At 43.6% G+C, this 25,928-nt stretch carries 14 protein-coding genes; all 14 read right to left on the minus strand.

Translation table 11 applies throughout. From position 1 onward, the window contains the following. Positions 1 to 40: 40 nt before the first annotated feature. The 14 genes from ACWATR_RS02650 to rfbC all read right to left on the minus strand — a co-directional run bounded on the left by ACWATR_RS02650 (position 41) and on the right by rfbC (position 25,890). Positions 41 to 961 carry a DUF928 domain-containing protein gene (locus ACWATR_RS02650; protein ID WP_460329268.1) on the minus strand — a complete coding sequence of 307 codons (921 nt, stop codon included), beginning with the start codon at positions 959 to 961 and terminating at the stop codon, positions 41 to 43. A gap of 190 nt (positions 962 to 1,151) precedes the next feature. Then, positions 1,152 to 3,803, minus strand: a complete 2,652-nt coding sequence (locus tag ACWATR_RS02655) for a CHAT domain-containing protein (RefSeq protein WP_460329271.1) — start codon at positions 3,801 to 3,803, stop codon at positions 1,152 to 1,154. Positions 3,804 to 4,163: 360 nt separating this feature from the next. Next, complete coding sequence (locus ACWATR_RS02660; protein WP_460329274.1) at positions 4,164 to 4,781, minus strand: Uma2 family endonuclease; 618 nt, start codon at positions 4,779 to 4,781, stop codon at positions 4,164 to 4,166. Positions 4,782 to 4,831: 50 nt separating this feature from the next. Further along, entirely contained in the window at positions 4,832 to 7,576 is a 2,745-nt protein-coding gene (locus tag ACWATR_RS02665; RefSeq protein ID WP_460329276.1) for a two-partner secretion domain-containing protein, read from the minus strand. Positions 7,577 to 7,702: 126 nt separating this feature from the next. Beyond that, a complete protein-coding gene (locus ACWATR_RS02670) occupies positions 7,703 to 10,192 on the minus strand; it encodes a two-partner secretion domain-containing protein (RefSeq protein WP_460329278.1) in 2,490 nt (829 codons plus the stop codon). A 224-nt stretch (positions 10,193 to 10,416) separates the two neighbouring features. After that, entirely contained in the window at positions 10,417 to 12,888 is a 2,472-nt protein-coding gene (locus ACWATR_RS02675; protein ID WP_460340157.1) for a two-partner secretion domain-containing protein, read from the minus strand. A 130-nt stretch (positions 12,889 to 13,018) separates the two neighbouring features. Then, entirely contained in the window at positions 13,019 to 15,919 is a 2,901-nt protein-coding gene (locus ACWATR_RS02680) for a two-partner secretion domain-containing protein (protein WP_460329280.1), read from the minus strand. Between the two features lie 14 nt (positions 15,920 to 15,933). Next, complete coding sequence (locus ACWATR_RS02685) at positions 15,934 to 18,480, minus strand: two-partner secretion domain-containing protein (protein ID WP_460329282.1); 2,547 nt, start codon at positions 18,478 to 18,480, stop codon at positions 15,934 to 15,936. Positions 18,481 to 18,650: 170 nt separating this feature from the next. After that, positions 18,651 to 20,432, minus strand: a complete 1,782-nt coding sequence (locus tag ACWATR_RS02690) for a ShlB/FhaC/HecB family hemolysin secretion/activation protein (RefSeq protein WP_460329284.1) — start codon at positions 20,430 to 20,432, stop codon at positions 18,651 to 18,653. Positions 20,433 to 20,909: 477 nt separating this feature from the next. Then, complete coding sequence (locus ACWATR_RS02695) at positions 20,910 to 21,074, minus strand: CopG family transcriptional regulator (protein WP_084226972.1); 165 nt, start codon at positions 21,072 to 21,074, stop codon at positions 20,910 to 20,912. Positions 21,075 to 21,521: 447 nt separating this feature from the next. Continuing rightward, complete coding sequence (locus tag ACWATR_RS02700) at positions 21,522 to 22,862, minus strand: DUF4910 domain-containing protein (protein WP_460329286.1); 1,341 nt, start codon at positions 22,860 to 22,862, stop codon at positions 21,522 to 21,524. 164 nt (positions 22,863 to 23,026) lie between these two features. Continuing rightward, a complete protein-coding gene (locus tag ACWATR_RS02705; RefSeq protein ID WP_460329288.1) occupies positions 23,027 to 24,367 on the minus strand; it encodes a glutamate-1-semialdehyde 2,1-aminomutase in 1,341 nt (446 codons plus the stop codon). Between the two features lie 15 nt (positions 24,368 to 24,382). Continuing rightward, positions 24,383 to 25,327 (minus strand): hypothetical protein, encoded by a 945-nt coding sequence (locus ACWATR_RS02710; RefSeq protein WP_460329290.1) that lies wholly within the window; start codon positions 25,325 to 25,327, stop codon positions 24,383 to 24,385. 5 nt (positions 25,328 to 25,332) lie between these two features. Further along, entirely contained in the window at positions 25,333 to 25,890 is a 558-nt protein-coding gene (rfbC, locus tag ACWATR_RS02715; RefSeq protein WP_460329292.1) for a dTDP-4-dehydrorhamnose 3,5-epimerase, read from the minus strand. Between the last annotated feature and the right edge of the window lie 38 nt (positions 25,891 to 25,928).

A 25,928-nucleotide genomic window follows, 5' to 3' on the forward strand; every position in this document is an offset into this window, starting at 1 on the left:
CCCAATGCCCAATGCCCAATGCCCCATGCCCAAATTGGCATTAGTTGGTAGATGCCAATAAGTTCGCTGTTACAATCTCCTTCAAACTCACTGAAGACAGAAGTTCTTCCCATTGTTTGCGGAGAGTTGCATTGTTAGGTTGGGCTGTGTATGTCGCTGCAAGTGTTGCTACACAGTCATACCAAACACCATTTTTACCCAAAGCTGTAGCTTGTTTCACAGCATCTTTTTCTTGCATTGCTGTTACCAACTCAGCATTGGGCTGGATACGCTGAACCCAACCATCGACATAAGGTGTACTGGGGCTGAGTTGTCCATCTACTTTGAGCGCTAGGAACCATTGATAGTTTTTACCAACAGCTAAAGCGGGCGCATTGTCCGGTAATTTGATCGCGATTACCCCAGTTTTTCCCGCAACTGGAATGCTCATCTGATGTTGCATATTGCCAGCTTCATCCTTGAGGCTGAACAAGGCTTCTTGGGCATTGGAAGACGGGAGATACACCAGAATTGTGGGACGTTCAGACACAGTTGTGCCATAAAAGCTTTGGGGCAAGAGGGCGATTAGTGCTGCTGGTTGTGTTGTGCTTACAGTTGATGGATTCAAGTAGTAAGTACCAACGCGAGAAGCACCTCCACTTGCTTGTTGGGGAGCGCCTTTTCCGGCGGCAGGTGTAAATAGTTTACCGCGAGAAGCTCCTCCGGTTGCTTGTCTAGGAGCACCTTTGCCGGCACTAGGAGTAAAGAGTTTACCGCGAGAAGCTCCTCCGGTTGCTTGTCTGGGCGCACCTCTGCCGGCACTAGGAGTAAAGAGACTACCGCGAGAAGCACCTCCGGTTGCTTGTCTAGGCGCACCATTGTTGGTGGGCGGGGTAAATGTAACAGCATGGGCAGTAGTCCATGCACTGCTAGTGATCAGAGCGATAACGCTCAATGTACTAGCTAAATATCGACGTTTCATAATGTTTGACCTCATTTAATTGCAATGTGATGCAAAATATGTTTCCTTCGACTATGGACAGAAGCTTAGAGAATAAGTCTAAGTAACAGTCAAGTTAGGTAACTTCTACTATCAGTATAAGCGATTAGCACTAAAAAAATGTAAAAAAACAGCATAATTATCTTACATTTTAACCAGTGTTATTACGTAGCTAAATCCAGTTGCCGATCAAAACAAAGCCAGACCAAAAGAAGGGATCGTGGAAATCAGTTTGGCGAATTAAGTTAATTTGTGCTTGTCTTAGTGCTTCGGCTTTAGTTATTTTAGGTTGTCGCAGTTGGTCATAAAAGCGAGTCATCAGCATTGCAGCTGCCCGATCTTTGACGGGCCATAGGGTGGCAATAGTTGAGCGAGCGCCGGATTTGACAGCCAATCCCGCCAATCCCAGGACGGCGCGATCGTCTCCGGCTGCTGTATCACAGGCACTTAATACCAGCAACTCTATGGCTTTCGATGGATCGCTACCCCGATTTTTCAAGAGTTCAGATAACTCCTTAACGTTGACTTGTCCATCCCAAGTGAGCAAGAAGGTATCTTCGAGACGAGAACTAAACTGTCCGTGGGTTGCTAGGTGGACAATACCTGCGCTACTAGATTTCACTCGTTCAGCAAGGGCTTGACTGGTGAATTCCTGGTTCAGCAACAGAGAGGAGGACATCGCCTTGGAGATTTGTTTCACTTCTGATTCCACAGCGGGTAAAGCACTAAAACCAGCGCGGGATTGGCTGATACCACCTACGATCGCACTGATGTGGTTTGATCGCGTAGCCATTAATTGCAATCCTGGTGAGAGCGCCACAGCATACTTCTCAATCAGATATTGTTTACCGTCAAAAAGAGCTGCTATAGGAATATTTCGCAACCGACCATCCAAAACAAACACCAATGTTTTAGTATCAATGAATGCTTGATCCACCTCTGCTGGGCGAATCAACCAATCATAAATCTGTTGGGATAATCGATCCCGATCTTTGGAATCCGAAACAGGGTTAAGAGTAACCAAAAAGCTTTCCAGAGTTTGCTCAATTTCAGTTTGAGATTTGTGAATGAAATATGAACGGAGTGGTTGCCCTGCTTTTGAGAGGATTACTGTTAAACGATCTGGCAGAATAATCGGATAAACGACAGTTGCAGTGGGATCAACTTGATCAATCTGTTGAGTTCTATCTAAACAGGCTTCCCGAAAAAAGTTATCGAGTTCGGCAATTTGGAGTGCCTCAATCAATTCACGAGCTTGCATCAGTGCTGCTTGACTGGGTTGATCAGAGGCAGGGGGGCGGAGTGCAGAGGCGAATGCCTTGGGTTTGTACCCTTGCCCCAATTCCTCTTTATTCTCCCTGTTCCCTGGTTTTTCACTCTGTAGAAGTAAATCAACCAGTTCCCGGTAGACAGGCTCCACACTGGTGCGAAAAGAGAACTGAACATCAGGGTTGATAGCCACCAAATCCCCCCGCAGTGCCTTTAAAGCATTGACTGCTTCTGTATAGGCAGTAATTGCTTGATCGCGATCGCCTTGTTGTTTATATAACTGTCCTACCTGCCAAGCCGATTGAGCAATGATATCGTTAGCTTGGAGTTGACGGGCAATGTTGAGGGATTTCTGAGTTAACTCCTGTGCTTGTGATAACTGCTGTGTACGACGATAGAGTTTTCCCCACTGATGCAATGCATAAGCTTCTGCTTGAGTATCTTGGATTTGCTGTGCAGACTTGACTGTGACTGCCATTAGTTGCGCCAAATCTTTGAGTGGTAGGATTTCGTCAGAATTTGACTGGTGATGATTGACGGTGGCAACAAAATTGATTGCTGCGTAGAGAGATGTATGACTGGGGGGGAGTTCTCGGAGTTGTTGGAGTAGTTGAGGTGCGAGTGGGTTAGCAAACTTCGGTTTGTCGTAATTGAGGAAAAGCTTAAACTGAGCTAAACGCGCTTGCAACTGATCGCTTGGGTTGGTGGCTAAGAGTTGAGCCTGCTCAAAGTAATCTAGTCCTGTTTCTGGATCTTGCAAGTCAACAGCAGTTTGTCCCAGGCTGATCAGAATAGAACTTAACTGGGGTTGGGCTGAAATTTGGCGAGCGATCGCTAAACTTTGCTCTAAAACCTGTTGACTTTTACTAGAGTCGCCAATTATTTGCAAGGCCAAACCAAGCGATCGCAATCCGCTAACTTTGATTTCATTATCTGGCATCCCTTGGAGTTTTTCAGTCAGCGCCTCCAACTGTTGTTTAGAACGCCGATAAAATCCTAAACTTTGTAAAGCTTGTGCCTGGTTGATTTGACTACCCAGGCTTCCCATTGTGTCACCTGCTTGGTCATAATATTTTTGAGCTTGTTGCCAACTGGCGATCGCAATTTCGGCTTTGCCAGTATGTAATTGCAAGTTTGCTTGGGTATTGAGTGCTTGTGCCCAAAGAATTGCATCAGCAGAGGGAATAGAGGTTTGCAATAGTTTCAGACTTTGCTCAATAGACTGTTGGGCTGCTTCCCATTGATTAAGTTCCTGTTGTGCTAGTGAGAGGTAACTTAAACTTAGAGCTTCGTTTAGGCGATCGCCTTGGGTATGATACTGTTGTGCTGCCGTTTGCCAAACTGTAACAGCTTCCGCAAAGCGTCCTGAATGGTAGAGATTTCGTCCCTGTTCTAGCCAATTGATCGGCTGGGAAGTGGATGCAGACACATTCAGGGTAGAAGTTGTTGGTACTTGCAGAGATGCTCTAGCAGGTGTAATGGTCACTGCTAAACACAAGCTCAAAATACTGAGACTGATATATAGCCAGCGACGTTGTTTAATTTGGAAAAGCATAAATAATTACTGATAGTTTAAAGATTCAGTCACAACGCTCACTTACATATTGCCCAACGGATCGGGGGATCTATCAATTGCAACTTTCATCGATTAGTCTTTAGGGAGCGATCGCACAGCGACTCCACAGGATTATCGCCGATGGCATTATTCCTAGAGTGAATAACCCAGTTGTGACTATAAATAGAAAAGTGTCAAGCCGGAAGCTGATCTTTCTGCCCATTATTCTCATACCAGAAATAATTCTATGACCTTCTGGTATTAAGATTCCCAAAATTGTCGTCTAGTTAAGACTTATTTCCTGAAATCAAAACAATTAGCAATTATTACACTTACCAAAACTGTACCTCAAAAAATGCTCTAAAAAGCACCATGAAAAATCTGATTAGCAGTCAGGTTTAAACCTGGAAAAGTAGCAGATATAATACGTTCAGAATTCCTAAATTGAGCTACTTGATATTCTTCATCAACTAGATTATAAATAGAAATAGTTGGTTGTTTCGGATTACCAATAAATTTTCTTGCTCCCAAAGCTGCATAATCAACGATCCAATATTCGGGAATCTTCATTGATTCGTAATTACCTAACTTGGTGTAATAATCATCTTCCCAATTTGTACTGACAACCTCAATAACTAAAGGGATGGATTCACCTTGAGTTACAGTAGATTCTTTTGACCATAATTCTTCATTGTGTAGATTCGCATCATTGATTAATATGACATCTGGCAAGTAACCCGACGATTTTCTCGGTGGTTTTACTAATGCTGTTTTGGGGATAAAGTAGGGTAACTTTAATCGCTTATATTCAACAGTAATTTCCCCAGCTAAAAATCCCGTAACTTTTTCATGTTTTCCACTGGGTTGAGACATTTCTACAATTATCCCATCGTGTAATTCATAACGCTTCCCGGTGTTTTCTGGCAGCCATGCAATAAATTCTTCAAAATTCAAGATTTTGGGTAAAACTTGAGCCATATCAAAACCTCCGATTGTTTTGACTTTACCATTTCCAAGGTTGGGACTAATTAGTTCGACACCGCAGCACAGGTTAAAGATGGTTGTATATAGTCTTGTTGAGCAGCAATGAACTCAATTTTACCGTCAGCATTGCGTCTCCAACCAGTAGCTTGAATAAGAGTTCTTGATGATGGTGATATTTGTGTTGTTACATTGCCAGTTTTGTGGTGTGTAGAGAGATCGCGGAGATCAGACCAAGTGCGATTGCTCCTCACTTCCTGATTAGGATTTTGCGGCACACCACCCCGCCCCGTTGCCACAAACCGACTGCCTTCATTGCCCGCGCAGCCTGTAGCAATTTGCTGGGATGGATCGGTGACATTTGCTGGTAGTTCAACTAAGCCGGAATTTGGATCAACACCAATAGTATTAACTTGAACAGTGCCACTCACTCCAAATTGAGAACTGGCGGTGATGTCACTATCTGGTGTGAGTTGGTCGCGAAATTGCAATCCGAAGATACCTTGAGTGGTAATTTGGATGCTGCCACCTTGTCCGAGTACAGCATTAGCCGAAATATCGCTGTTTTCTTTTGGGACAGCAACAATAGACCCCGCACTGATTTCAATGTTGCCTCCTGTAGAAGCACCACGGGCATTGGTGATGATGTTACTGCCGCGTCGCAACAAGAGCAAATCACTTGCTTGAAGACGGATGTTACCACGGCTACCTCCATTCACTTCGGCCCGCAGGTTTGCTCCATTATCCAAGAAGATATTACGGGCGTTGATATTGAGATTACCCGCATCCCCTGTTCCAGAATTGCTGACGGTAATTTCTGCCCCATCACGGACACGCAAGCTATCAGTCGTGATATTCACTGACCGAGCAGTAAAGGCATTCGCTGAGGATGCGGTGATAGTACTGGGTAGTATTCGACCATCGGGTAAAGCCTGAGAGATGCCCTGCACATCTATATCATTAACTCGCAGATTGACACTGCCAGCAGATCCTTGACCCAAACTGGATGAGGTGATCTGTCCACCGTTGAAAACACGCAGGCGTTCAGCTTGCAGGTTAATATTTCCACCCTGGCCAACTGCATCCTTAGCTACTGCAACAGTGATACCACTCACTGTATTGCTAAAACTATCGATCATAGGGTCGCTAACTTCTACATCTTTTGCATGAATCTCGATATTTCCAGCTTTGCCAGTACCTGATAACGCACTAGATATAGCCCCACCATCTGCTACTTGCAAATGTCCAGTGTCGATAGTGATATTGCCGCCTGAACCTTCTGCAAAAGGTTGAATTCCACTGATGACAGCACCAGTCAATCCAGAAGGTGTGACCCCCTTAATTTTGAGACTCTCAGCACGGATCGAGATGTCCCCTGCATTGCCAGTAGTAATGAACTCAAAACCAGGGAAGTTAAAGCCAATGATATTTGTACTGATGCGACCTCCGTTGAGCAGATGAACTCGATCTGCATCAATGGTGATACTGCCACTATTATTATTGTTACCACCATTTACCAAAGTAGTAATAGCGCTAGGTCGGAAATTAGCAATACCAGTAAAAGGAGAGGGAAATGGATTGTATCCGTTCACTTCCACATCTTTAGCACGAACAGTAATATTTCCAGTACTAGCATCTTTGATTGGGGTTGACTGAAAAGTCGAAAAGTTAAAGGCAAAGCCATTATTAATGGACTGCAACCAAGCTCCATTCAGAATCCGTAAACGTTCAGTTTCAATGATAATGTCTCCTGCTTTTGCCCCAGTTCCCGATACATTAGTGAATAATCCAGGGGTGTCATAATTCGCTGGGGCAGAGAGTCCCAACAAATCTACAAATTCTGTGGTTTTGACAGTGATACCCTGCCCTTGGCCAAAATTACCAGTAGCAGAAGAAATTCCTGAACCTTCAGCAAGTGTCAGACCCCGCCCCCGAATGTTGATTGCTCCGCCATTAATCCCACTAGTATCAATGAGCGAGGATTGGCGTAGTGCAATTGTTCCCCAATCAGCAGAAATGGGGCTAGTTAGTTGCAATCCGGTTTGATTATTCAACCCAACTTCAGCATTCCGCAATGCCCATAATTCAAATCTTCCGTCTGGATTAGCAATACTGGTCTGATTGATGTCGATTTCACCACCCACCAAAGCCACAGTTTGAGCCTTGAATATTTGCGAGGGGCGAAAAAGGAAATTGAGTGCTGGCGTTCCTTGGGTGCGAATTGTTCCAGCATTAGCTCCGAGTTGCAGTCCGATGGGCACGCTCATAGTTAATAAGGGAGGTGGTGTAGCATCGTTTGCATTAAACTTAAATCCGTCCGCAAATACTATGCTCTCGGCAGTTGTACCAACGAATGAACCGCCAATATTTAGCCTGGAATTGCGCCCAAATACAATTCCACTGGGATTGAGCAGAAACAGACTAACAGGGTTGCTGCTATTAAGAGTCCGAATTAAGCCATCAATATTGGAAACACTTCCACCCGTAACTCGACTAAATATAGTTGTAATATTTGGTGTATTGACTAAATCAAAGCTAGCGGAACCACCAGTTGGCACCGAAAAATTACTGAAACTATGAAATAAATTATCACCTTTTTCAATACCATTAAGAACAGTAAAATTATTACCGTTTGGATTGACAAGGCTGTTGGTAGTACTATCAGATATCACTTGAGCATTTGCGTCGCCACTCCAAAGGAGTATTGCAGGTAATACCATCCCGGAAGCCAAAAATCCTGTTGTGAGTGCAGATAGAAAAGCGTAGACGCTTTGCGGCTTGTCGTTAGGCATCGCTCTCATGGCATAAATACTTACTTTTAACTGATACTCTTAAGATTCCCGAAATAGTCGTGTTGAGAACAACTATTGCCTAGAATCAAAATAATTTGAATTGACCATTTCCAGCATCGGGACTGATTAGTTTGACATCGCAGCACAGGTTAAAGATGGTTGTATGTTGACTGGTTGAGCTGCAATTAACTCAACTTTGCCCTTTGTGTTGCGATGCCAAGTTGTGGCTTCGGTGAGAACCTTCGGTGATGCTGGAATTTGGGCATTTAAATCACCCGTTTTACGGTATGCAGAGATATTGCGGATGTCAGACCAAGTGCGATTGCTCCTCGCTTCCTGACTGGGATTTTGCGGCACACCACCCCGCCCCGTTGCCACAAACCGACTGCCTTCACTGTCAGTACAACCTGTAGCAATTTGCTGCGATGTGTCAGTGACATTTACTGGTAGTTGGAATAAACCCGAATTTGGATCAACACCGATAGTATTAACTTGAACAGTGCCACTTACGCCAAATTGCGAACTGGCGGTGATGTCATTTTCGGGAGTAAGTTCGGGACGGAACTTTAGTCCGATAATCCCCTGAGTTGCAATTTGAATATTGCCACCCCTTCCTTGAAATGCATTGGCAATAATGTCACTGTTTTCTAAACCCACAATGATCGGAGCATTGATCGTAATATTGCCGCCATTACCGCTGCCACCAGCTTCTGCATTAATGAAACTGCCATGACGCATCAGTAGTAGATCCCGCAGTTGGAAATTAATATTACCACCTTCGCCTGCTTTTGTGGATGCTGAAATGCTTGCCCCATTGTCGAGTCGTAGGGTGTTGGCATTAATCTTCAGGGTGCTAGCGTTACCGGAGCCAAGATTCTGGACAAAAACCGTTGCACCATTACTGATGTTAAGAACTGGGGTGTTAATCGTGGTACTACCGGAATTAGCCCTAGAAACTCGAAAAACAGGACGAACCGCCGTACCAATATAGCTGGGATTTTGGGCATCTTTTACACCATTGACATCAATCGATTCAGACGCATTGATAGTCAGTGAACCCGCATTTCCTAAAACTATGCTAGAAGCAGACACTCTGCCGCCAGCTTGAATCGACAGTGTACGGGTATCGATTTTCAAATCCCCTGCGTTACCAGACCCGAATGTGGCAGTAGACAAGAGACTAAAATAAAGACCGTTTGGCGCTCCTTCATTTGTCACCTGAATCGTATCTGCCTTCACGGTGACATCGCCGCCATTGCCTGAAGCGTAGGGTCTTGCTGCTATATTGCCGCCAGCTAAAATAGACAGGTTTTGAGTGGAGATGGCAACATTTCCACCTTTCCCAGTCCCATAGGAAGCGGCTAATATCTGGCTGACTGCTCGAAAAGGAGAAGGGTCGCCAAATGCAAAACCGTTGACCCGCATTTCACCAGTATTGAGTGCAATATTGCCACCCAGCCCTGTGTTAAAAGTACGGTTGAAGATATACCCACCTTGATCAATATTCAATTGTGGGGTGGTGACGATAATATTCCCTGCCGCGCCGGAGGATATAGTTTCATTAACTAAACTGCTGGAACTCTTAAAATCAGGAGACTTGCCGATGATCTGGACGGACTGGGTAGCATTGATTGCAATATTACCAGCAGTTTGGTTGCTGCGATTTTGCACTAATATCAGCGAACCATCTCGGATACTGACCTGTTTCCCCTGAATTTGGATTGCTCCTCCACTTTCATTACTGAGATCGCGTGTAGATGCTAAAGCTCGTTGGTTGATCTGAATATCGCCAAAACTCGAAGCATTGGGATAACTTAGCGCAAATCCTTGAGGGATGGAATTGAGGGCGACGCTTCCGTTAGTGATGCTACCCAGTTCTATTAGTCCTCCTGGTGCAGAGAGCAACCCTCCATCCAAGGCAACATTCCCACCCAGCAATGCTAGCGTTTTTCCAGGTTGCAACTGTAATCCTCTTGTGCCGATGTTCAGTCCAGAAACCTGAAGTGAGTCGCCTAATTGGGCATTGTGCCCTGACCCTTGGACTGTAATAGCTCCCGGATTGCTGCCAAATTGTAAGCCAACAGGCACGCTCATAGTTAATAAGGGCGGTGTGGCATCGATGGCATTAAACTTCAACCCGTCCGCAAATATTATACTGTCGGCAGTTGTACCAACAAATGATCCCCCAATATTTAGGCTGGAATTGGGCCCAAATACAATGCCACTGGGATTGAGCAGAAACAGACTAACGGGGTTGCTGCTATTAAGAGTCCGAATTAAGCCATCAATATTGGAAACACTTCCACCCGTAACTCGACTAAATATAGTTGTAATATTTGGTGTATTGATTAAATCAAAGCTAGCGGAACCACCAGTTGGTACTGAAAAATTACTGAAACTATGAAATAAATTATCACCTTTTTCAATACCATTAAGAATAGTAAAATTATTACCGTTTGGATTGACAAGGCTGTTGGTAGTACTATCAGATATCACTTGAGCATTTGCGTAGCTACTGCAAATGAGTATCACAGGTAACACCATCCCGGAAGCCAAAAATCCTGTTGTGAGTGCAGATAGAAAAGCGTAGACGCTTCGCGGCTTGTCGTTAGGCATTGCTCTCATGGCATAAATACTTACTTTTAACTGATACTCTTAAGATTCCCGAAATGGTCGTGTTGAGAACAACTATTGCCTAGAATTTCCAGCATCGGGACTGATTAGTGGTCTGTCCCATTAATTTTGCAGGGTTTGTAGTAAGCACTTAAGTGCTTAAAAATCCAGGACTAAAGTCCTTACTACAAACTTTTATAACCCTTCAGAACTAATAGGACAGACCATTAGTTTGACACCACAGCACAGGTTAAAGATGGCTGTATGTTGACTGGTTGAGCTGCAATTAACTCAACTTTGCCCTTTGCGTTGCGATGCCAAGTTGTGGCTTCGGTGAGAACCTTCGGTGATGCTGGAATTTGGGCATTTAAATCACCCGTTTTGCGGTATGCAGAGATATTGCGGATGTCAGACCAAGTGCGATTGCTCCTCACTTCCTGACTGGGATTTTGCGGCACACCACCCCGCCCCGTTGCCACAAACCGACTGCCTTCACTGCCGGCACAACCTGTAGTAATTTGCTGCGATGGGTCAGTGATATTTTCTGGTAGTTTAACTAAGCCGGAATTTGGGTCAACACCGATAGTATTAACTTGAACAGTGCCACTTACGCCAAATTGCGAACTGGCGGTGATGTCGTTTTCTGGGCTGAGTTGAGGACGGAATTGTAAGCCAAATATGCCTTGGGTGGTGATTTGGATGTTACCACCATTACCTACAACTGCATTGGCGACAATATCACTATTTTCTAATCCGGCGATGATGGGTGCATTGATACTGATATTACCCCCATTCCCTGAGCCGCCAGCTGTTGAGGTAATCAGGCTATTATTCCGCAGAAGTAACAGGTTTCTGCCGGACAATGCAATATTACCACCATTCCCGGATTCTGTTTGTGCCTGGATAAACCCTTGATTCTTTAATTGGATGGTGTCTGCACTGATGTTTATATTGCCACCATTTCCACTGCCTTGACTGGTGACACTGACTGTCCCGCTATCTGTCAGCGTTAGGTTCGGTGTGGTAATGCTGACAGTGCCGGCATTCGCTGTTAATCTATCCGGCAGACCAAATCGTTTCCGCAATAACGGATCGGGTCGGATGGTGGAGGCGTTAATGCTGCTATTAGTTGCCCGACCTTGACCGCTGATTGTGATTGATTCGGTAGCGTTGATGCTCAAATCTCCCCCATTACCTGCAAAAAATGCGGTGGTGGCAACTGCTCCTCCATCCAAAATTTGCAATTTGGCAATATCTAGGGTCAAGGTTTTGGCACTTCCGGTTGCAAATGTAGTTGAGCTAATGTTGCTGTAAAGTCCAGATGGGCTTTCTCCGATCACCGTGGTATTGGTATTACGAATTGTCACTTTACCGCTAGAACCACTACCAAAGGTAGTCGAAGATAGTGAGGCCCCGCTTGATACTAGTAGACTATTACCATTGACGAAAACATCACCAGCATTTCCAGTGCCTAGTGTAGTAGTGTTTAACGTGGTGACGTTAGCAGGATTAGTGGGTAAAAAGCCAGACAGTTCAATGGCGATCGCATCAATGTAAATATTGCCACTGGGAGCTGCTCCAAGAGTTGTGCTATTCAACCCCGCTCCCGACTTGATAGTGAGATTGGGAGTAATAACGCTGATATTCCCACTAGCTCCCATACCCAAAGCATCACTACGCACTCCGCTCTGAATTGTGCCATCAGCTGTTTTGGCAATCAGATTAATAGACTCTGTAGCCTGAAGTTGAATGTCACCACCGGGGAGATTGCCAAAATTTTGTGCCAGCACCAGAGAGCCATCAGTGAATTGAATTTGCCTACCCTGAATTTGAACGGAACCTGCATTCACACCGCTGATATCTAATAGCGATCGCTGTGCCAGCTGAATATCACCAAAGCTTTGTACATTCCCATATCCCAGTGTATAGCCCTGTGCGCTTGGTATCAGATTTACCAATCCTGCACTGCTTAAACTACCCAATTCAACTCGCCCTTTTTCAGCGCTCAGGTTTGCCCCATTTAAATCTAGGTCGCCACCTACCAAAGCTAGGGTGTTTCCCGGCTGTATCTGCAGTTTTGTAGAACCGGGAATCTGAATCGGGGGAACCAAAGTCAGTCCACTACGATTAATTAAAGAGTGTCCTGTGCCTTTAACGTTGATGGGTGCGGGATTGCTGCCCAGTTGCAACCCAATAGGAACATTGATGCTCAACAACGGGGTAGATTGAGAATTGATTGTGCTAAACTCAGCGCCATCAGCAAATTTAATACTGTTGGCAGTTGTACCAATAAACGAACCCCCGATGTTTAGTTGGGCATTGGCTCCAAAGATTATCCCACTAGGGTTGATCAAGAACAGACTAACGGAGTTGTTGCTGTTAATTGTCTGAATCAAGCCATCGATGTTAGAGATATTACCGCCAGTAACACGGCTGAAGATGGTAGAAATATTGGGCGTGTTCACTAAATCAAAGGTAGCTGAACCGCCAGTGGGAACCGAAAACTGCTGGAAACTGTGAAATAGGTTACTGTTGGCGGCACTACCGTTAGTAATGGTAAAGTTATTACCGCTTTGGGAGACAGTAGTATTGAGGGTGCCATCAGGAGTTACCTGGGCACTCACAGAGCCACACCAAAGGAACATCCCACCTGTCAGCATTACATTGATCAAACCCCGGCAAACAGAGGGTGCTTTCATCGCTCGGTTCCCATTAATACTTATATAAATAGAATTCCCTAAATGGCATTGCCTTTGAACAGCATCAACAGTTTTAGTAGTTATCTTGATGAAAACTGAACTTGTTGTAGACATGCCAATGGCTCGGACTTCAGTTGGGAACCGCAGTACAGGTTAAGGATGTTTGCATTTGGGTGGTGGATTTATCTGCAATTAACTCAATTTTTCCTTGAGCGTTGTGATGCCAAGAAGTAGCTTGAATAAGAGTTTCTGGGGAGGTTGTTATTTGGGCAGTTATATTACCTGTTTTGCGGTATGCAGAGATATCGCGGATGTCAGACCAAGTGCGATTGCTTGTCACTTGCTGCGTTGGATTTTGCGGCACACCACCTCTTCCAGTCGCTACAAAACTGCTGCCTTTATTATCAGAACAACCTGCGGTAATTTGCTGAGATGGGTCTGTTATATTTGCTGCTAGTTCTACTAAACCAGAATTGGGATCAACACCGAAATTATTAATATCTACCATACCGTTGATACCCAATTGGGAACTAGCAGTGATGTCACTTTCTGGGGTGAGGCGATCGCGGAATTTTAAGCCAAAGATGCCTTGAGTACTAATCTGAATATTGCCACCATTACCATTCAAAGCATTGGCAATAATATCGCTGTTTTCTAACCCAATAATCACCGGAGCATTGATGTTGATATTGCCACCATCACCATTACCACGTGCTTCGACATTAATTTGACTCCCATTACGAGCCAAAAGTGTATTGGTTAATGCTAGATTGATGTTACCGCCTTTTCCAGATGCCGTAGTCGCAGTAATTGTCCCAGCGTCTAGAGAAACTCGATCAGCTTGGATATTTAACTCTCCTGCATCACCCATACCTTGATGAGTGACGCTGATAATACCTTGATTACGGAGGGTTAATTGCTGAGTACTGATGTTGATAACACCTGTGTTACCGGTGGGAGAGTCTGGAAGCTTAAACAAACTACGATTAGTGGCATCCAAAAGGGGGGCATTAGCAACGATTAGTGCGAAATTATTTTCACCATCGATCAGAATATCATTGGCTTGAATTGTCAAAGTCCCAGCATCACCAGTTCCCACAGTTGTGTTGCTGATGATGCCACCATTAAGAACGAGCAATTGATTGGTTGTGATTGTGACATCTCCAGGTTTGGCACTGCTATAGTTGGCGCTATTGACAACACTACTGCCGCCAGTTATGGGACTGATACCGCTAACAGTTAAGCGATCGGCTACATTTAAAGTAACAGAGCCATTGCTCCCCAGATTAGTTACCTGGTTGGGGTCTCCAAGTCCACCAACCACTGGCACAGTAATCACTCCCAAGGTAGCACCATCTTGGATAGATAGTATCGGTGTCGTTATTAACACATCGCCAGTATTACCAGAGCCAGTACTGAGACTGCCAATAAAGCTATTTTGGGAGGGAGAAATGGGTGATACTCCGACTAAATTGCTTGCTTCACGTACAACTAAGGTAACATCTCCAGCGTTACCAATTCCCGTACCAGGTATTCCTGACAAGCGAGAAGTAATGGTGCTAATTGTTCCTCCATCAATGAGATTTAATTTATCTGAAGAAACATAGATGTTTCCACTATTACCAATTCCAAATGTGGAAGCAGTAATACCACTGGACTGAAACCCAATGGAATTCACTCGTAAGGCATAAATCTCATCTGCGACATCAACCGAAATATTTCCACCCCGTCCAGTTGTCCCCGGAAAGACGGTTGTTGTGACTGAAGCACCATCTTCTAGTATGAGTTTTCGAGCCACCAAAGAAACATCTCCCCCATTTCCGGCTCCATAGACTTGACTGGCGATCCGGCTATTAGTAGTACCAGATATAAATAAGGGAGATTGCAGAGTGACGACACCACTAGCAGCAATGGTATCTGCTACCACTTCCACCGTACCTGCGGCTCCTGCACCTAAACTCAGGGTTTCAATGGCTGCACCATCTCGTAAAGTCAAATCGCCTGCTTGAAGTTTCACTGCTCCCCCGTTCCCAGTTGCTCCTGGAGCCACCTGATTGACAATCCAGGCGCTCGGAGCTTGAGCTTGAGGATTTACACCACCCAAAAAGAGCGATCGCTCTGCACTCACCGTAATATTACCACCCTGCCTAGTTCCGGCTGTGGCGGCGGCAATTTGGGATTGATCCAGGGTAATATCTCGCCCTACGACTTGAATACCCCCAAAAGGATTGCCGACAGGATCGGGATTCCACAGAGAAGAACGCCCCGTAAATTTTATATCTCGAAAATTTTCAACTTGTGTATAACCTAATTGCCATCCTGTGGGTGTGGGAGTCAGATTTACAGTCCCACTAGCCACTGCACCCACTTCAATTCGACCTGCAAGAGCAGTAATTACACCACCTGTAAACGTAACATCTCCTCCAACTAAGGCAATGGTTTTTCCTGGAGAAGCTACTATTCCCAAATTACTGGTAGGTACAATGCCATCATTACCATTACTCTGCACCTGAATCTGACCAGCAGAAATACCCAGTTGCAAACCAATGGGTACACTCATAGTTAATAATGGTGCTGTCGCTGAATTTACTGCACTAAACTGAGTCCCATCGGCAAAATTAATACTACTCGCCGTTGTCCCCACAAATGAACCACCAATATTCAATTGAGCATAAGTGCCGAAAATAATCCCACTAGGATTGAGCAAAAACAGATTGGCGCTACCATTGGCTTTAATTAAACCATCAATTTGGGAAACACTCCCCCCAGTGACACGACTGAAGATATTTTGAATATCTGAGGGGTTGTTGAAGAATGCCGAGCCGTTGCTGGGAATTGAGAATTGGCTGAAGCTGTGGAAAAGGTTATTGCCAGCACGATTTCCATTTGTAATAGTGAAATTATTACCATTTGCGGAAACAGTGGTGTTGAGGGTTCCGTCGGGAATAATTTGGGCATTGCTCAAGTCACACCACATCGCACCGATCAATATTCCACCAATTAAACCCAACCAAGCAGAATTCACACTCATGGCCAAGTTTCCTTTTATACTCTGTATTTAGAGTTCCCATAAATGGTATTATTGCTAGCATTGTTAAGACTTGTAAGTAGATCAGCGCAAGTTAATACTTGTTGGGTCTGAGCAGGGTATTTATCTGCAATTAACTCGATTTTGCCCTGGGGGTTGCGATGCCAGAAAGTTGCTTGCACAAAAGATTTTTGAGTTTCTGGTATTTTGGCTATAATTGGGCTATTTTGACGATATGCGTTCAAATTGCGAATATCAGACCAAGTGCGTAGGCGTAGCCCGTCGTAGACATCGCTCCTTGCTTCCTGATTAGGATTTTGGGGCATACCACCCCGCCCCGTTGCCACAAACCGACTGCCTTCACTGCCAGCACAACCTGTAGCAATTTGCTGGGATGAATCGGTGACATTTGCTGGTAGTTCGACTAAGCCGGAATTTGGATCAACACCGATAGTATTAACTTGAACAGTGCCACTTACGCCAAATTGCGAACTGGCGGTGATGTCGTTTTCTGGGCTGAGTTGAGGACGGAATTGTAAACCAAATATGCCTTGGGTGGTGATTTGAATATTGCCACCCCTTCCTTGAACTGCATTGGCAAAAATATCACTATTTTCTAATCCAGCGATGATGGGTGCATTAATGTTTATATTACCTCCATCGCCATTACCACCTGCTGTTGCTGCGATCGCACTATTGTCACGCAGCAGCAACAACTTCCCAACTTGTAAGGCGATATTACCTCCATCACCTGATTCTGTTTGTGCCTGGATGCTTCCTTGACGGTCTAATCGGATGGTATTGGCTGTAATGTTGAGACTGCCACCATTTCCACTACCTTGACTGGTGACACTGACTGTTCCGCCATCTGTCACCGTCAGGTTCGGCGTGGTAATGCTCACACTGCCGGCATTCGCTGTGAGTATATCTGGCAAACCGAATCTCTGCCGCAGTATTGGAATTAGTCGAGTGGTAGATGAGTTGATACTGCTGTTATTGTTCCGACTGCGACCACTGATTTCGATGGATTCCGTAGCGTTAATGCTTATATCTCCCCCATTACCTGCAAAAAATGTCGTTGTCGCAACTGCTCCCCCATCCAGAATTTGCAACTTGGCGGTATCTAGGGTCAAAGTTTTGGCGTTTCCGGTTGCAAATGTAGTTGAGCTAATGTTGCTATATTGCCCGGCGGGGCTTTGTCCCATCACAGTGGTGTGATTAGTGCGAATTGCTACTTTACCACTGGAGCCTCTACCAAATGTAGCTGAAATCAGTGATGCACCATTTGACACCAGTAAACTATTGGCTTTGATGGAGATATCGCCAGCGTTTCCAGAACCATAAACAGAAGTAGAAAGGGTACTAACGCTATTTGGATTGATTGGTGAGAAGCCAGACATTTCAATTGCTGTTGCATCAATGTGGATATTGCCACTGGGGGCCACTCCAACTGAATTGCTATTCAACCCCCCTCCCTGCTGAAGGGTAAGACGGGGAGTAATTACACTGATGTTCCCACTAGCTGCGACACCCACAGCTTCGGTACGTACCCCACTCGGAATTGCGCCATCAGCTGTTCTGCCAATCAAATCAATCGCTTCTGTAGCCTGAAGGCGAATGTCGCCGCCGGGGAGATTGCCGAAATTTCGTGCCAGCACCAGAGAGCCATCGGTGAATTGAATGTGTCGCCCCCGAATTTGAACGGAACCTGCATTCACCCCACTGATATCTAATAGCGATCGCTCTGCTAGCTGAATATCACCAAAGTTTTGCCCATCTTCATATCCCAAAGTATACCCCTGTAAAGTTGGGAGCAAACTAACCAATCCTGCACCACTCACACTGCCTAATTCTACTTGCCCTTGCTTGGCGGTGAGCGTTGCCCCTTTCAACTCCAGATTGCCACCCACTAAAGCTAGGGTTTTTCCCGGCTGTATCCGCAATTCTGTAAGACTTGGATTTTGAGTCACAAGAGGCAGTCCACCAGGATTACTCAAGGAGTGTCCTGTGCCTTGAACGGTTATAGATGCGGGATTGCTACCCATTTGCAAACCAACGGGAACGTTGATGCTCAACAGTGGAGTCGCTGGGGAATTAATCGCGCTAAACTCAACACCATCGGCAAATTTAATACTGTTGGCAGTTGTACCGATAAACGAACCACCGATATTCAATTGAGCATTGGCGCCGAAAATAATCCCACTAGGATTAAGCAAAAACAGATTAGCGCTACCGTTCGCCTGAATTAAACCATCAATGTATGAAACATTGCCTCCAGTGGCGCGACTGAAAATATTTTGCACATCTGAGGCGTTGTTGAAGAATGCCGAGCCGTTTGTAGGAACTGAGAATTGGCTAAAGCTATGGAAAAGGTTATTACCAACTCGATCGCCGTTGGTGATGGTGAAGTTATTACCGCTTTGGGAGACAGTAGTATTCAATGTGCCATCGGGAGTTATCTGGGCATTGGCAAAGCTGCACCAGGTTGGCATTACCATCAATGGCACTATTCCACCACACAGAAACAACCAAGTAGAGGTCGCAATACTGCTCGCTTTGTGCATTTTTAACTCGGAATAGGGTTTGGGAAAAGGTTAAAGGTTAAAGGTTAAAGGTTTTTTCTTTCCCCTTTTCCCCTTAACCGACAAGTATTGGTAGAGGTCGCATTCATCGCCAAGCCTTTATTTATATTTTGTATTTAGGATGCCCAAAACGGTATAGTATTTAACCGATCTCAAAACGGTGAATAGCGTATCGAGAAGTATAGCCCATTTTCTTGGAGTGATCGCCTTTCACCATCCACTGAGATCAGAGGAATCCCCCAATCTAGGCGGGCTAAGAAGTCATCGCCCTGTTTCCACAATAGCCCGAACCCAGTACTAAGAAGTGTACTTGGTGATGGATTTTCGCCCTTAACATTCCAGCCTTTGCCAACTTCAATGAAGGGTGTCAGTTGTAGCACCCCGCCAATCTTCTTAGCGCGGACAATAGGGAATCGAAATTCTGCGGATAATAACAGACCATTATCTGTGAGTAATGCATCTTGGCGATAGCCTCGTACACTTAGCTGTCCACCAAGACCAAATTGCTCTAAAGGTACTAGGGAATTTGCTGCCAATTGGAAATCGCCCCTAGCTAAAAATAGAGTGTCTGGCGCTAATTGCCGCACCCACTGCGCCTGTCCCCGCCATGCGAAAAAGCGGCTATCTGGTTCATTATCACTGACATTAGCATCGAACCAATCTACGCCAAAGCTCAATTGCGATCGCGCCGCAAATACATACTGGTTACTTCGTTGGGTATATTCTTGAAAAAAGCGCAGAGCCGAAATATTAGTTTTTCCATTCGCATCTGCACCAGGGGAGAGTTTAAACGGGCCAATGTTATCAATACCCAACTCAGTTTGGCTTTCCTGGCGCGAAAATGACAGCCCGATTGCTAGCTCTTGGGTTGTTTTTTGTAGCAGTGGTTGCCGATAGCCCAATTCGTAAGAACGGCTATTTGACTGGATATCAAGAACGTTGAATGGCTTTTCAATGACGCGATTCCATCCCTGGCTAAAACCGAAGGATACGGTGCCATTACGGGGATTAATCGGCAGCGCGTAATTGACATTGATGGTATTACTGCCATCGGTGTTGGCGTATCCTACACTCAGAGTATCGCCCAAGCCCAATAAATTGGCTTCTTGCAGATCCACTCCCCGACGAAAACTGCCGACACTTGGCGATCGCCCATTATCCAGATTTGCTGTCAGTTTAAAAGTTTCTGCTTCTTCAACCTCAACCTGCAATACGTTGGTTCCCACTTGCAGTCCTGTTTGCAACTCGGCTGACAGGTTTTGAATCCGCGGATCGAGACGGAGTAGTTGTAGTTTTTCTAGTAAGCGCGGTATATTTAGCGGTTTGCCAGTACCAAGTTGGATGCGATCGCGAATGTATTGACTATGCAATCGTCTATTACCGATAATCTTGATTTCTTGCACAGTGCCTTCGATCACCTGAATTTTGATCACCCCAGCTTCTACTGTCTGCGGTGTAATCAACGCCCCCGTGGTTACATAGCCATTATCAGTGTATAGCTTTGTGATGGCATCTCTAACTTGCAACAACTCAGCAAAGGTCAGTTCCCTTCCCACAAAGGGATCTGTGATAGCGGTAAACTGTTCTGCTTTGAAAACTGTACTGCCCAAAACTTCAATGCGATCAACCCGAAATCTGGTATTAGGGTCACCCTGTTCCCAAATTGGCTGATTCGGTAGTTGTGGGGATGGAAGCAATTGATTATTGTCTGGTGGCTTGGGTAGTACATCCAATGGTAACGGAGTTTCAGGAATATCCTCTAATCGACCTGGGGGTAATGTCTGAGGATTGGGAGTCTGGGCAATCGCATTTTGATAGTTGCATAATACTGCTGCGATCGCAAAACTGAGTGTTAGACATCCAGGAAAAATCCTCAGTTTGCCCACGAACTTGCCTACCTCTGGCTGATTTATAACCAAGGTTCTTCTAATCATTATTTGTAATTAAATAAATTAAATTACAGATCGAATCCTTAATACTTCTAAAGTATAAGTAAATACATGGCAGCCACTATATCTAACTTAAATTTTTCTAAAAAAAATCAGTAATATTACTATTTATCAAGGAAGGCATCAGGCAGTTATTGCTGGAGGAAAACTGCTTGATGCTCTCTGTTTCCTGCCGCGACCAGAGGGAAGCTCACGGTTTAAGACTCCCACTGTTGCGTCAGCTTCCCGCTTTCTTACGCAAGTGTATCAAGATGATTGCACAATATCCCAAAAAAAAGTCAGAGTGGAGGAAGTCTCCACTCTGTTAGCGGCATCGGAGCGTCACCTTGTAAGAAAGTGTTCTTATTGAAATCCCCTAACTTTAATGCGGATTAACCGTTAGCTGATAACTGTTAAGGACTATATTTCACTCACAAATTGAAATGTACTTACCCTGGGTTTCTTTTTTTACAGTGTGATTTCCTAGTTTTCAGAGGCTTTTTCCTCTTTAGAAGAAAGAGAGCGAATTAACTCTCTAATTACATCAGTTGCGGGTCTTCCCGTTATTGAACAGTATTGTTCAAGTCTCTGTGCCTCACTTGATGTGAGGTTGATTGTAAGTCGTTTAGCAGCCCATTTTTTATTCATGTATATGTATTAGACAAGCTATGTTTTAAACTACTTCTCTAATATCAATCATGTAAACTGCTACTACAATGGTATAAGTAATGACATTTAATTCAAGTAATCATGAAGTTGGATAGGATATTTTTCTAAACAATAGTGAAGAGGTAAAGTATATCCTAGAGTATAAAGTTTAGCTACTTTCCGGGCAGCAATTGTAAATAAAATGTAAAAATAAGATCAAAATATGTAGGAGAAATAAGTGTTATTACGCAGCACATAAGGAAAGAGGATGTTCAGATATTGAGTCAGAGACTCAATGAATGCATTTCCATACAGAGTATGGGAACGAGGAAAACGAGGAAAGGTTCATCAAGATAGGTTTTTAGGACTTGTGTGTAACCGTAGCCCCAAAACGGAGAGAGGTTTTTTAGTACACTTTAAAACTTTCCAAATATCTTCTCAGAGTGATTATTTTTGCTTTTCACTTGTTAACAAGTCATGTGTTAATAATGTATCAGCAGCATATTTAATCGCATCAAATGGTATTCCCGACCTTTCTGCAATATCTAGGAGAGTATGGTGACCATCAGATAAATTTAAAACCCACAATATTGCCATTTCATTTAGTTCGCTATTTTTGTGACCACCAGCTGCCCGATATATTCCTCTTTTACCTAACTGTGGTTCACATTTGGAATTTTTGTTGTAGTAGATTTCGTTATTATTGAGGATATCCAGTATCGAATTACATTGGAAGAATGACTCGGCAAGATATTGGGGTTGAACAAAATTTAAATCATCTGCTGAGGTGTGGTATTCAGGAAAAGTACCATGAGGCGATCGCATCAAGCAACCTACAGCTAAATTAAATCCAGGTGAGCAATATTGTCGCTCATCATAGCCATAGGGTAAAAAATCTATAATTTCGCAATTTTGTTTTGAGTTTTTGAGTACATAAGCAGCAACTTTATCAATTTCCGCGTCACCTCTACGGCTTTTTTTGTAAGTAAAATTTCCTGAATCTCCTAAACAAGATAATACCAAGCCATGTTTGATATTATTTACTTTAGCCTCGTTGAGAGCTAACCATGTAATTGAGCCAATGGTTCCTGGAATCCAGAGAAATCGATAGGAATATCTTGGTGTAGTTTGACTTAAATATTTAGCGATAAAAGTAGCGATCGCAATTCCCGAAAGATTATCATTACACAGTGAAGGATGACAGGCATGGCAAGAAATTAAGACTTCATCAGTACTGTCTCCTGGAATATAATACTCACCATAGCTCAGATGACCTGGTTCAAGGGAGGAATCAATAAAAACTTCATACTCTTCATCCTTTAGTTCTAAATATTGATTGTGACTCAGACAAAAGCCCCAAGTTTCTTGATAGTAGGAAGTCCGATAGGGAATCCAATTAGGATAATCGACAAGTGTAAATAAATGTGCTTTGAGTTCTTGAAGAGATAGCTTTTGATGTACTGGAATACTATAATTAACAATGTGTAGATTCGAGTTAGCAAAATCTACAATTTTCTTACCTTGAGAGTTTTTAATGTAGGCCTCTTTAATATTCCATTCTTTCGGAACTATCCAATCAAATACCTCAGTCCCCGTCGGTACTTGCTGGATTGATAAAGGAATATATTGCTGGATAATTTTCAGTGTTTCTCTAAAGCCATTACCTGTAATACTACGACAGATAGGATATAGTTTAGTTATCAGTTGATAGATATCTTCAGCAATATCACTTGTTGTGAAAGTAGTTTGCATCTTGTAATCAATTACAGATTGATTATTGTTTAGCATTATATTTCCCTCGTTTATATATATTTAAGAATGTAAGAAAGACTTATATAGAACTAATGCTTAATTTTTTAAAGATAGGTAGGGTGTGTTAACGATAGCGTAACGCACTCTACAAAACTCATAAAATTTTTGCAAAAGCATCTTATTAAGATTAAGTATTTTCATCAACAATATTTCCTAAATACAGGTTTTACTGAACGACCAATCAAATACTTTTCAATTCCAGATTCTAGAGCTTTGCGATAAACCTTTAAAGATTCACTGATAGCATCAATTGTGAGATCAATATCCTGATTACTATGAGAAAAGCTGACAACTAAAGAAGGCAGGAGCAATCCTCGTTTGATGGTTTCTTGCAGGAATAGAGTTCTAAATGCCTGGGATGATTGTTTTTTTTCGTCAAGAGTTACGTAAATTAAATTGCAAGCTTTGCCAACAACTTGGAAGTAATCTTGGAGTTCATTAGCTGCGATCGCCTGATTAATTCCCTGGCGTAATCTTTCTCCTTGCTGATATAGATACTCAATTACTCCTTGTTGTCGGAAAATTTTCATCGTCGCGATCGCAGCAGCTAGTCCATGATTTTCTGCTCCATGAGTAGTCGAGAGTAAAAATACTCGCTCTTGATCGTGATAAATTCCACCTAACTCCATAATCTCTCGTTTACCAACTAATGCCGAAACAGCAAAACCGTTTCCCATACTTTTCCCAAATGTTGATAAGTCAGGAACAACACCGTAGTAAGTTTGGGCATTACCACTAGACCAACGGAATCCAGTAATCATCTCATCAAAGATAAAAATTGCTCCATTTTCTTGGCAGAGTTTTTGTATCTTATGAAGAAAATTATGGGATGGGTCTTCATATTTAGCTGGTTCTAAAATGACACAAGCAATCTTCCCTGGATGATCAGCAAAAACCTTTTTTAAACTTTCAACATCATTAAAATTAAATTTCACCGTTAAATCTTGAATCACTTGGGGAATACCAGCAGACATAGGAGTACTGCCAATAAACCAGTCATTGTATGAAAAGAAAGGATGATCAGCGCAAATGGCAACCATATCTCTTCCCGTATAAGCTCTTGCAAGGGTAATGGCTGCGGTAGTTACCGTTGAGCCGTCTTTGGCAAATTTCACCATGTCTGCACCAGGAATCCAACTGAGTAGTTCCTCAGCACATTCCACTTCAATAGTTGCCGGTCGGGTGAAATTATTGCCAAGGAGCATTTGCCGATAAGCAGCTTCTACGACGGGTGGGTAAGCGTGTCCTAAAGTTACAGCACGTAGCCCCATTCCGTATTCAATAAATTCATTGCCATCTAAATCCCACGCATGACAACCTTCACCTCTGACAATAAAGCCTGGTGCTGTTTCGGGAAATTGGTCATCACCCTTAGCATAAGTATGGGAACCACCAGGAATCAGAGAATGACTTTTTTGTTGTAACGCCTGCGATTCTTCAAAAGACTGTTTCTTTAAAGCGTTAAAGCTAATCAAAGACATGAGTTTTCTCCTTGACTAAGATTTCATGTCAAACACAGAATGGCCGATCGTCAAAGATTTAGAAGCGATCGCTTCTGTTGGTACTTGGCTGTCATAGAGAGTCACCAAATATTCAGGTATACGGCAAAAGTCTGTACCCCGTAAGAAGTCGCCTAAAGAAGTTCCTGTGCAGGCTGAATCAATATTTGGTGCGCCCTGTTGAGCAATCACGTCATCTAGATGCACAGTTCTAAAGTCGATACTGAAGCGTGTATAGCCTGAAGTGTTGGGTACTGTTGAGTGCATCTGCGCCCCTGAGAAGAGAACCATACCACCAACTTTTGTAACCAATCGCAATTGTGGCTCTAATTCTAAAGTTTCTTCTGGAAAAGGTTGCTGGCGCGTATCTGTTTTAATGTGTTTGGCAGCAGTTTTGCGACTTTCTTTGTTCCATTGAGTGTAGTTATAACCACTTGAGCTATTCTTAACTGGCTGACTCCAATAGCGAGGATGAAACGCCATGACATTTTCTGACGTAATATCGTAGATGGGAAGCCACCAGTTGATTTGACAGGGAGGAGCCGAGTACCAGGTATCACGATGAGGATGAAAAGCGTAAGCAATACCGGATGTCAGATAGCCATCACTAGTTGCAGTTCTCAGGCGAGGTACATCGAAGTAAGTTTTCCTTAAGTCACATCCAGTTTCCTTCAAGATATCTTGAATGAATTGTTTAGATTCAGGGTGGTGAATAAAGACTGGCTTGAGTTCCGCTAAAATTTCAACGTATGCTTCTATAGGCAAATTATGCTGTGCTGTTCTAGGATCTAGCGGTGCAAAGGCCTCCTCGACCATTTGACGAGCAAATTCGCAAAATGCGATCGCGCTGGGACAGGGAGAAAAAACAAATAGCTGTCCCTTGTAAAGATAATCTCTTCTCACATCGTCATTGACAGTGGCATCGAAATAGATTGTATTCACTGTTTTTATACTCCCCGATGTGTCTCGATCTTTTTCTGTTCAAATAAAGTCCAAGCCCTATCTTTCTCAGATATTTCACTTATTGGTAACGGCCATTCAATTCCAAAAGCTGGATCATCATAACGATAACCAGAGGCATATTCTGGGGCGTAGAAGTCACCCATTTGATAAGTTACTTCAGTTTCGTCGATCAGCGTTTGGAACCCATGAGCACACCTATCGGGAATATAGAGAGCCAGACGATTTTCAGCGGTCAACTCTATACCAATATGGGATAAATAGCTAGGAGATTCTAGACGTAAATCAATAATTACATCATAAATAGCCCCTTGGATGCAACGTACCAATTTTGTTTCTTGAGAAGGAGGCTTTTGATAATGCATACCCCGCAACGTTCCTTTTTTATAGTTAAAAGATAAATTGCATTGGGCAATAGTTGGTTTTAAACCATGATCCCTAAATTCCTGAATACAGAAAGTCCGAGCAAAAAAGCCCCGAATATCTCGTTGCAACTCTAAATCAATAATAAATGCCCCTTTGATTTTAGTTTCGGTGAATATCATGAATTTACAAATTTGAGAGAAAAATTAAACATCTAATT

Source organism: Nostoc sp. UIC 10890 (assembly GCF_054786515.1).

Coding starts and splice junctions, on each gene's coding strand:
- ACWATR_RS02650 (WP_460329268.1), bottom strand. CDS start 961: ATGAAACGTCGATATTTAGCTAGTACATTGAGCGTTATCGCTCTGATC.
- ACWATR_RS02655 (WP_460329271.1), bottom strand. CDS start 3,803: ATGCTTTTCCAAATTAAACAACGTCGCTGGCTATATATCAGTCTCAGT.
- ACWATR_RS02660 (WP_460329274.1), bottom strand. CDS start 4,781: ATGGCTCAAGTTTTACCCAAAATCTTGAATTTTGAAGAATTTATTGCA.
- ACWATR_RS02665 (WP_460329276.1), bottom strand. CDS start 7,576: ATGCCTAACGACAAGCCGCAAAGCGTCTACGCTTTTCTATCTGCACTC.
- ACWATR_RS02670 (WP_460329278.1), bottom strand. CDS start 10,192: ATGCCTAACGACAAGCCGCGAAGCGTCTACGCTTTTCTATCTGCACTC.
- ACWATR_RS02675 (WP_460340157.1), bottom strand. CDS start 12,888: ATGAAAGCACCCTCTGTTTGCCGGGGTTTGATCAATGTAATGCTGACA.
- ACWATR_RS02680 (WP_460329280.1), bottom strand. CDS start 15,919: ATGAGTGTGAATTCTGCTTGGTTGGGTTTAATTGGTGGAATATTGATC.
- ACWATR_RS02685 (WP_460329282.1), bottom strand. CDS start 18,480: ATGCACAAAGCGAGCAGTATTGCGACCTCTACTTGGTTGTTTCTGTGT.
- ACWATR_RS02690 (WP_460329284.1), bottom strand. CDS start 20,432: ATGATTAGAAGAACCTTGGTTATAAATCAGCCAGAGGTAGGCAAGTTC.
- ACWATR_RS02695 (WP_084226972.1), bottom strand. CDS start 21,074: ATGAATAAAAAATGGGCTGCTAAACGACTTACAATCAACCTCACATCA.
- ACWATR_RS02700 (WP_460329286.1), bottom strand. CDS start 22,862: ATGCTAAACAATAATCAATCTGTAATTGATTACAAGATGCAAACTACT.
- ACWATR_RS02705 (WP_460329288.1), bottom strand. CDS start 24,367: ATGTCTTTGATTAGCTTTAACGCTTTAAAGAAACAGTCTTTTGAAGAA.
- rfbC (WP_460329292.1), bottom strand. CDS start 25,890: ATGATATTCACCGAAACTAAAATCAAAGGGGCATTTATTATTGATTTA.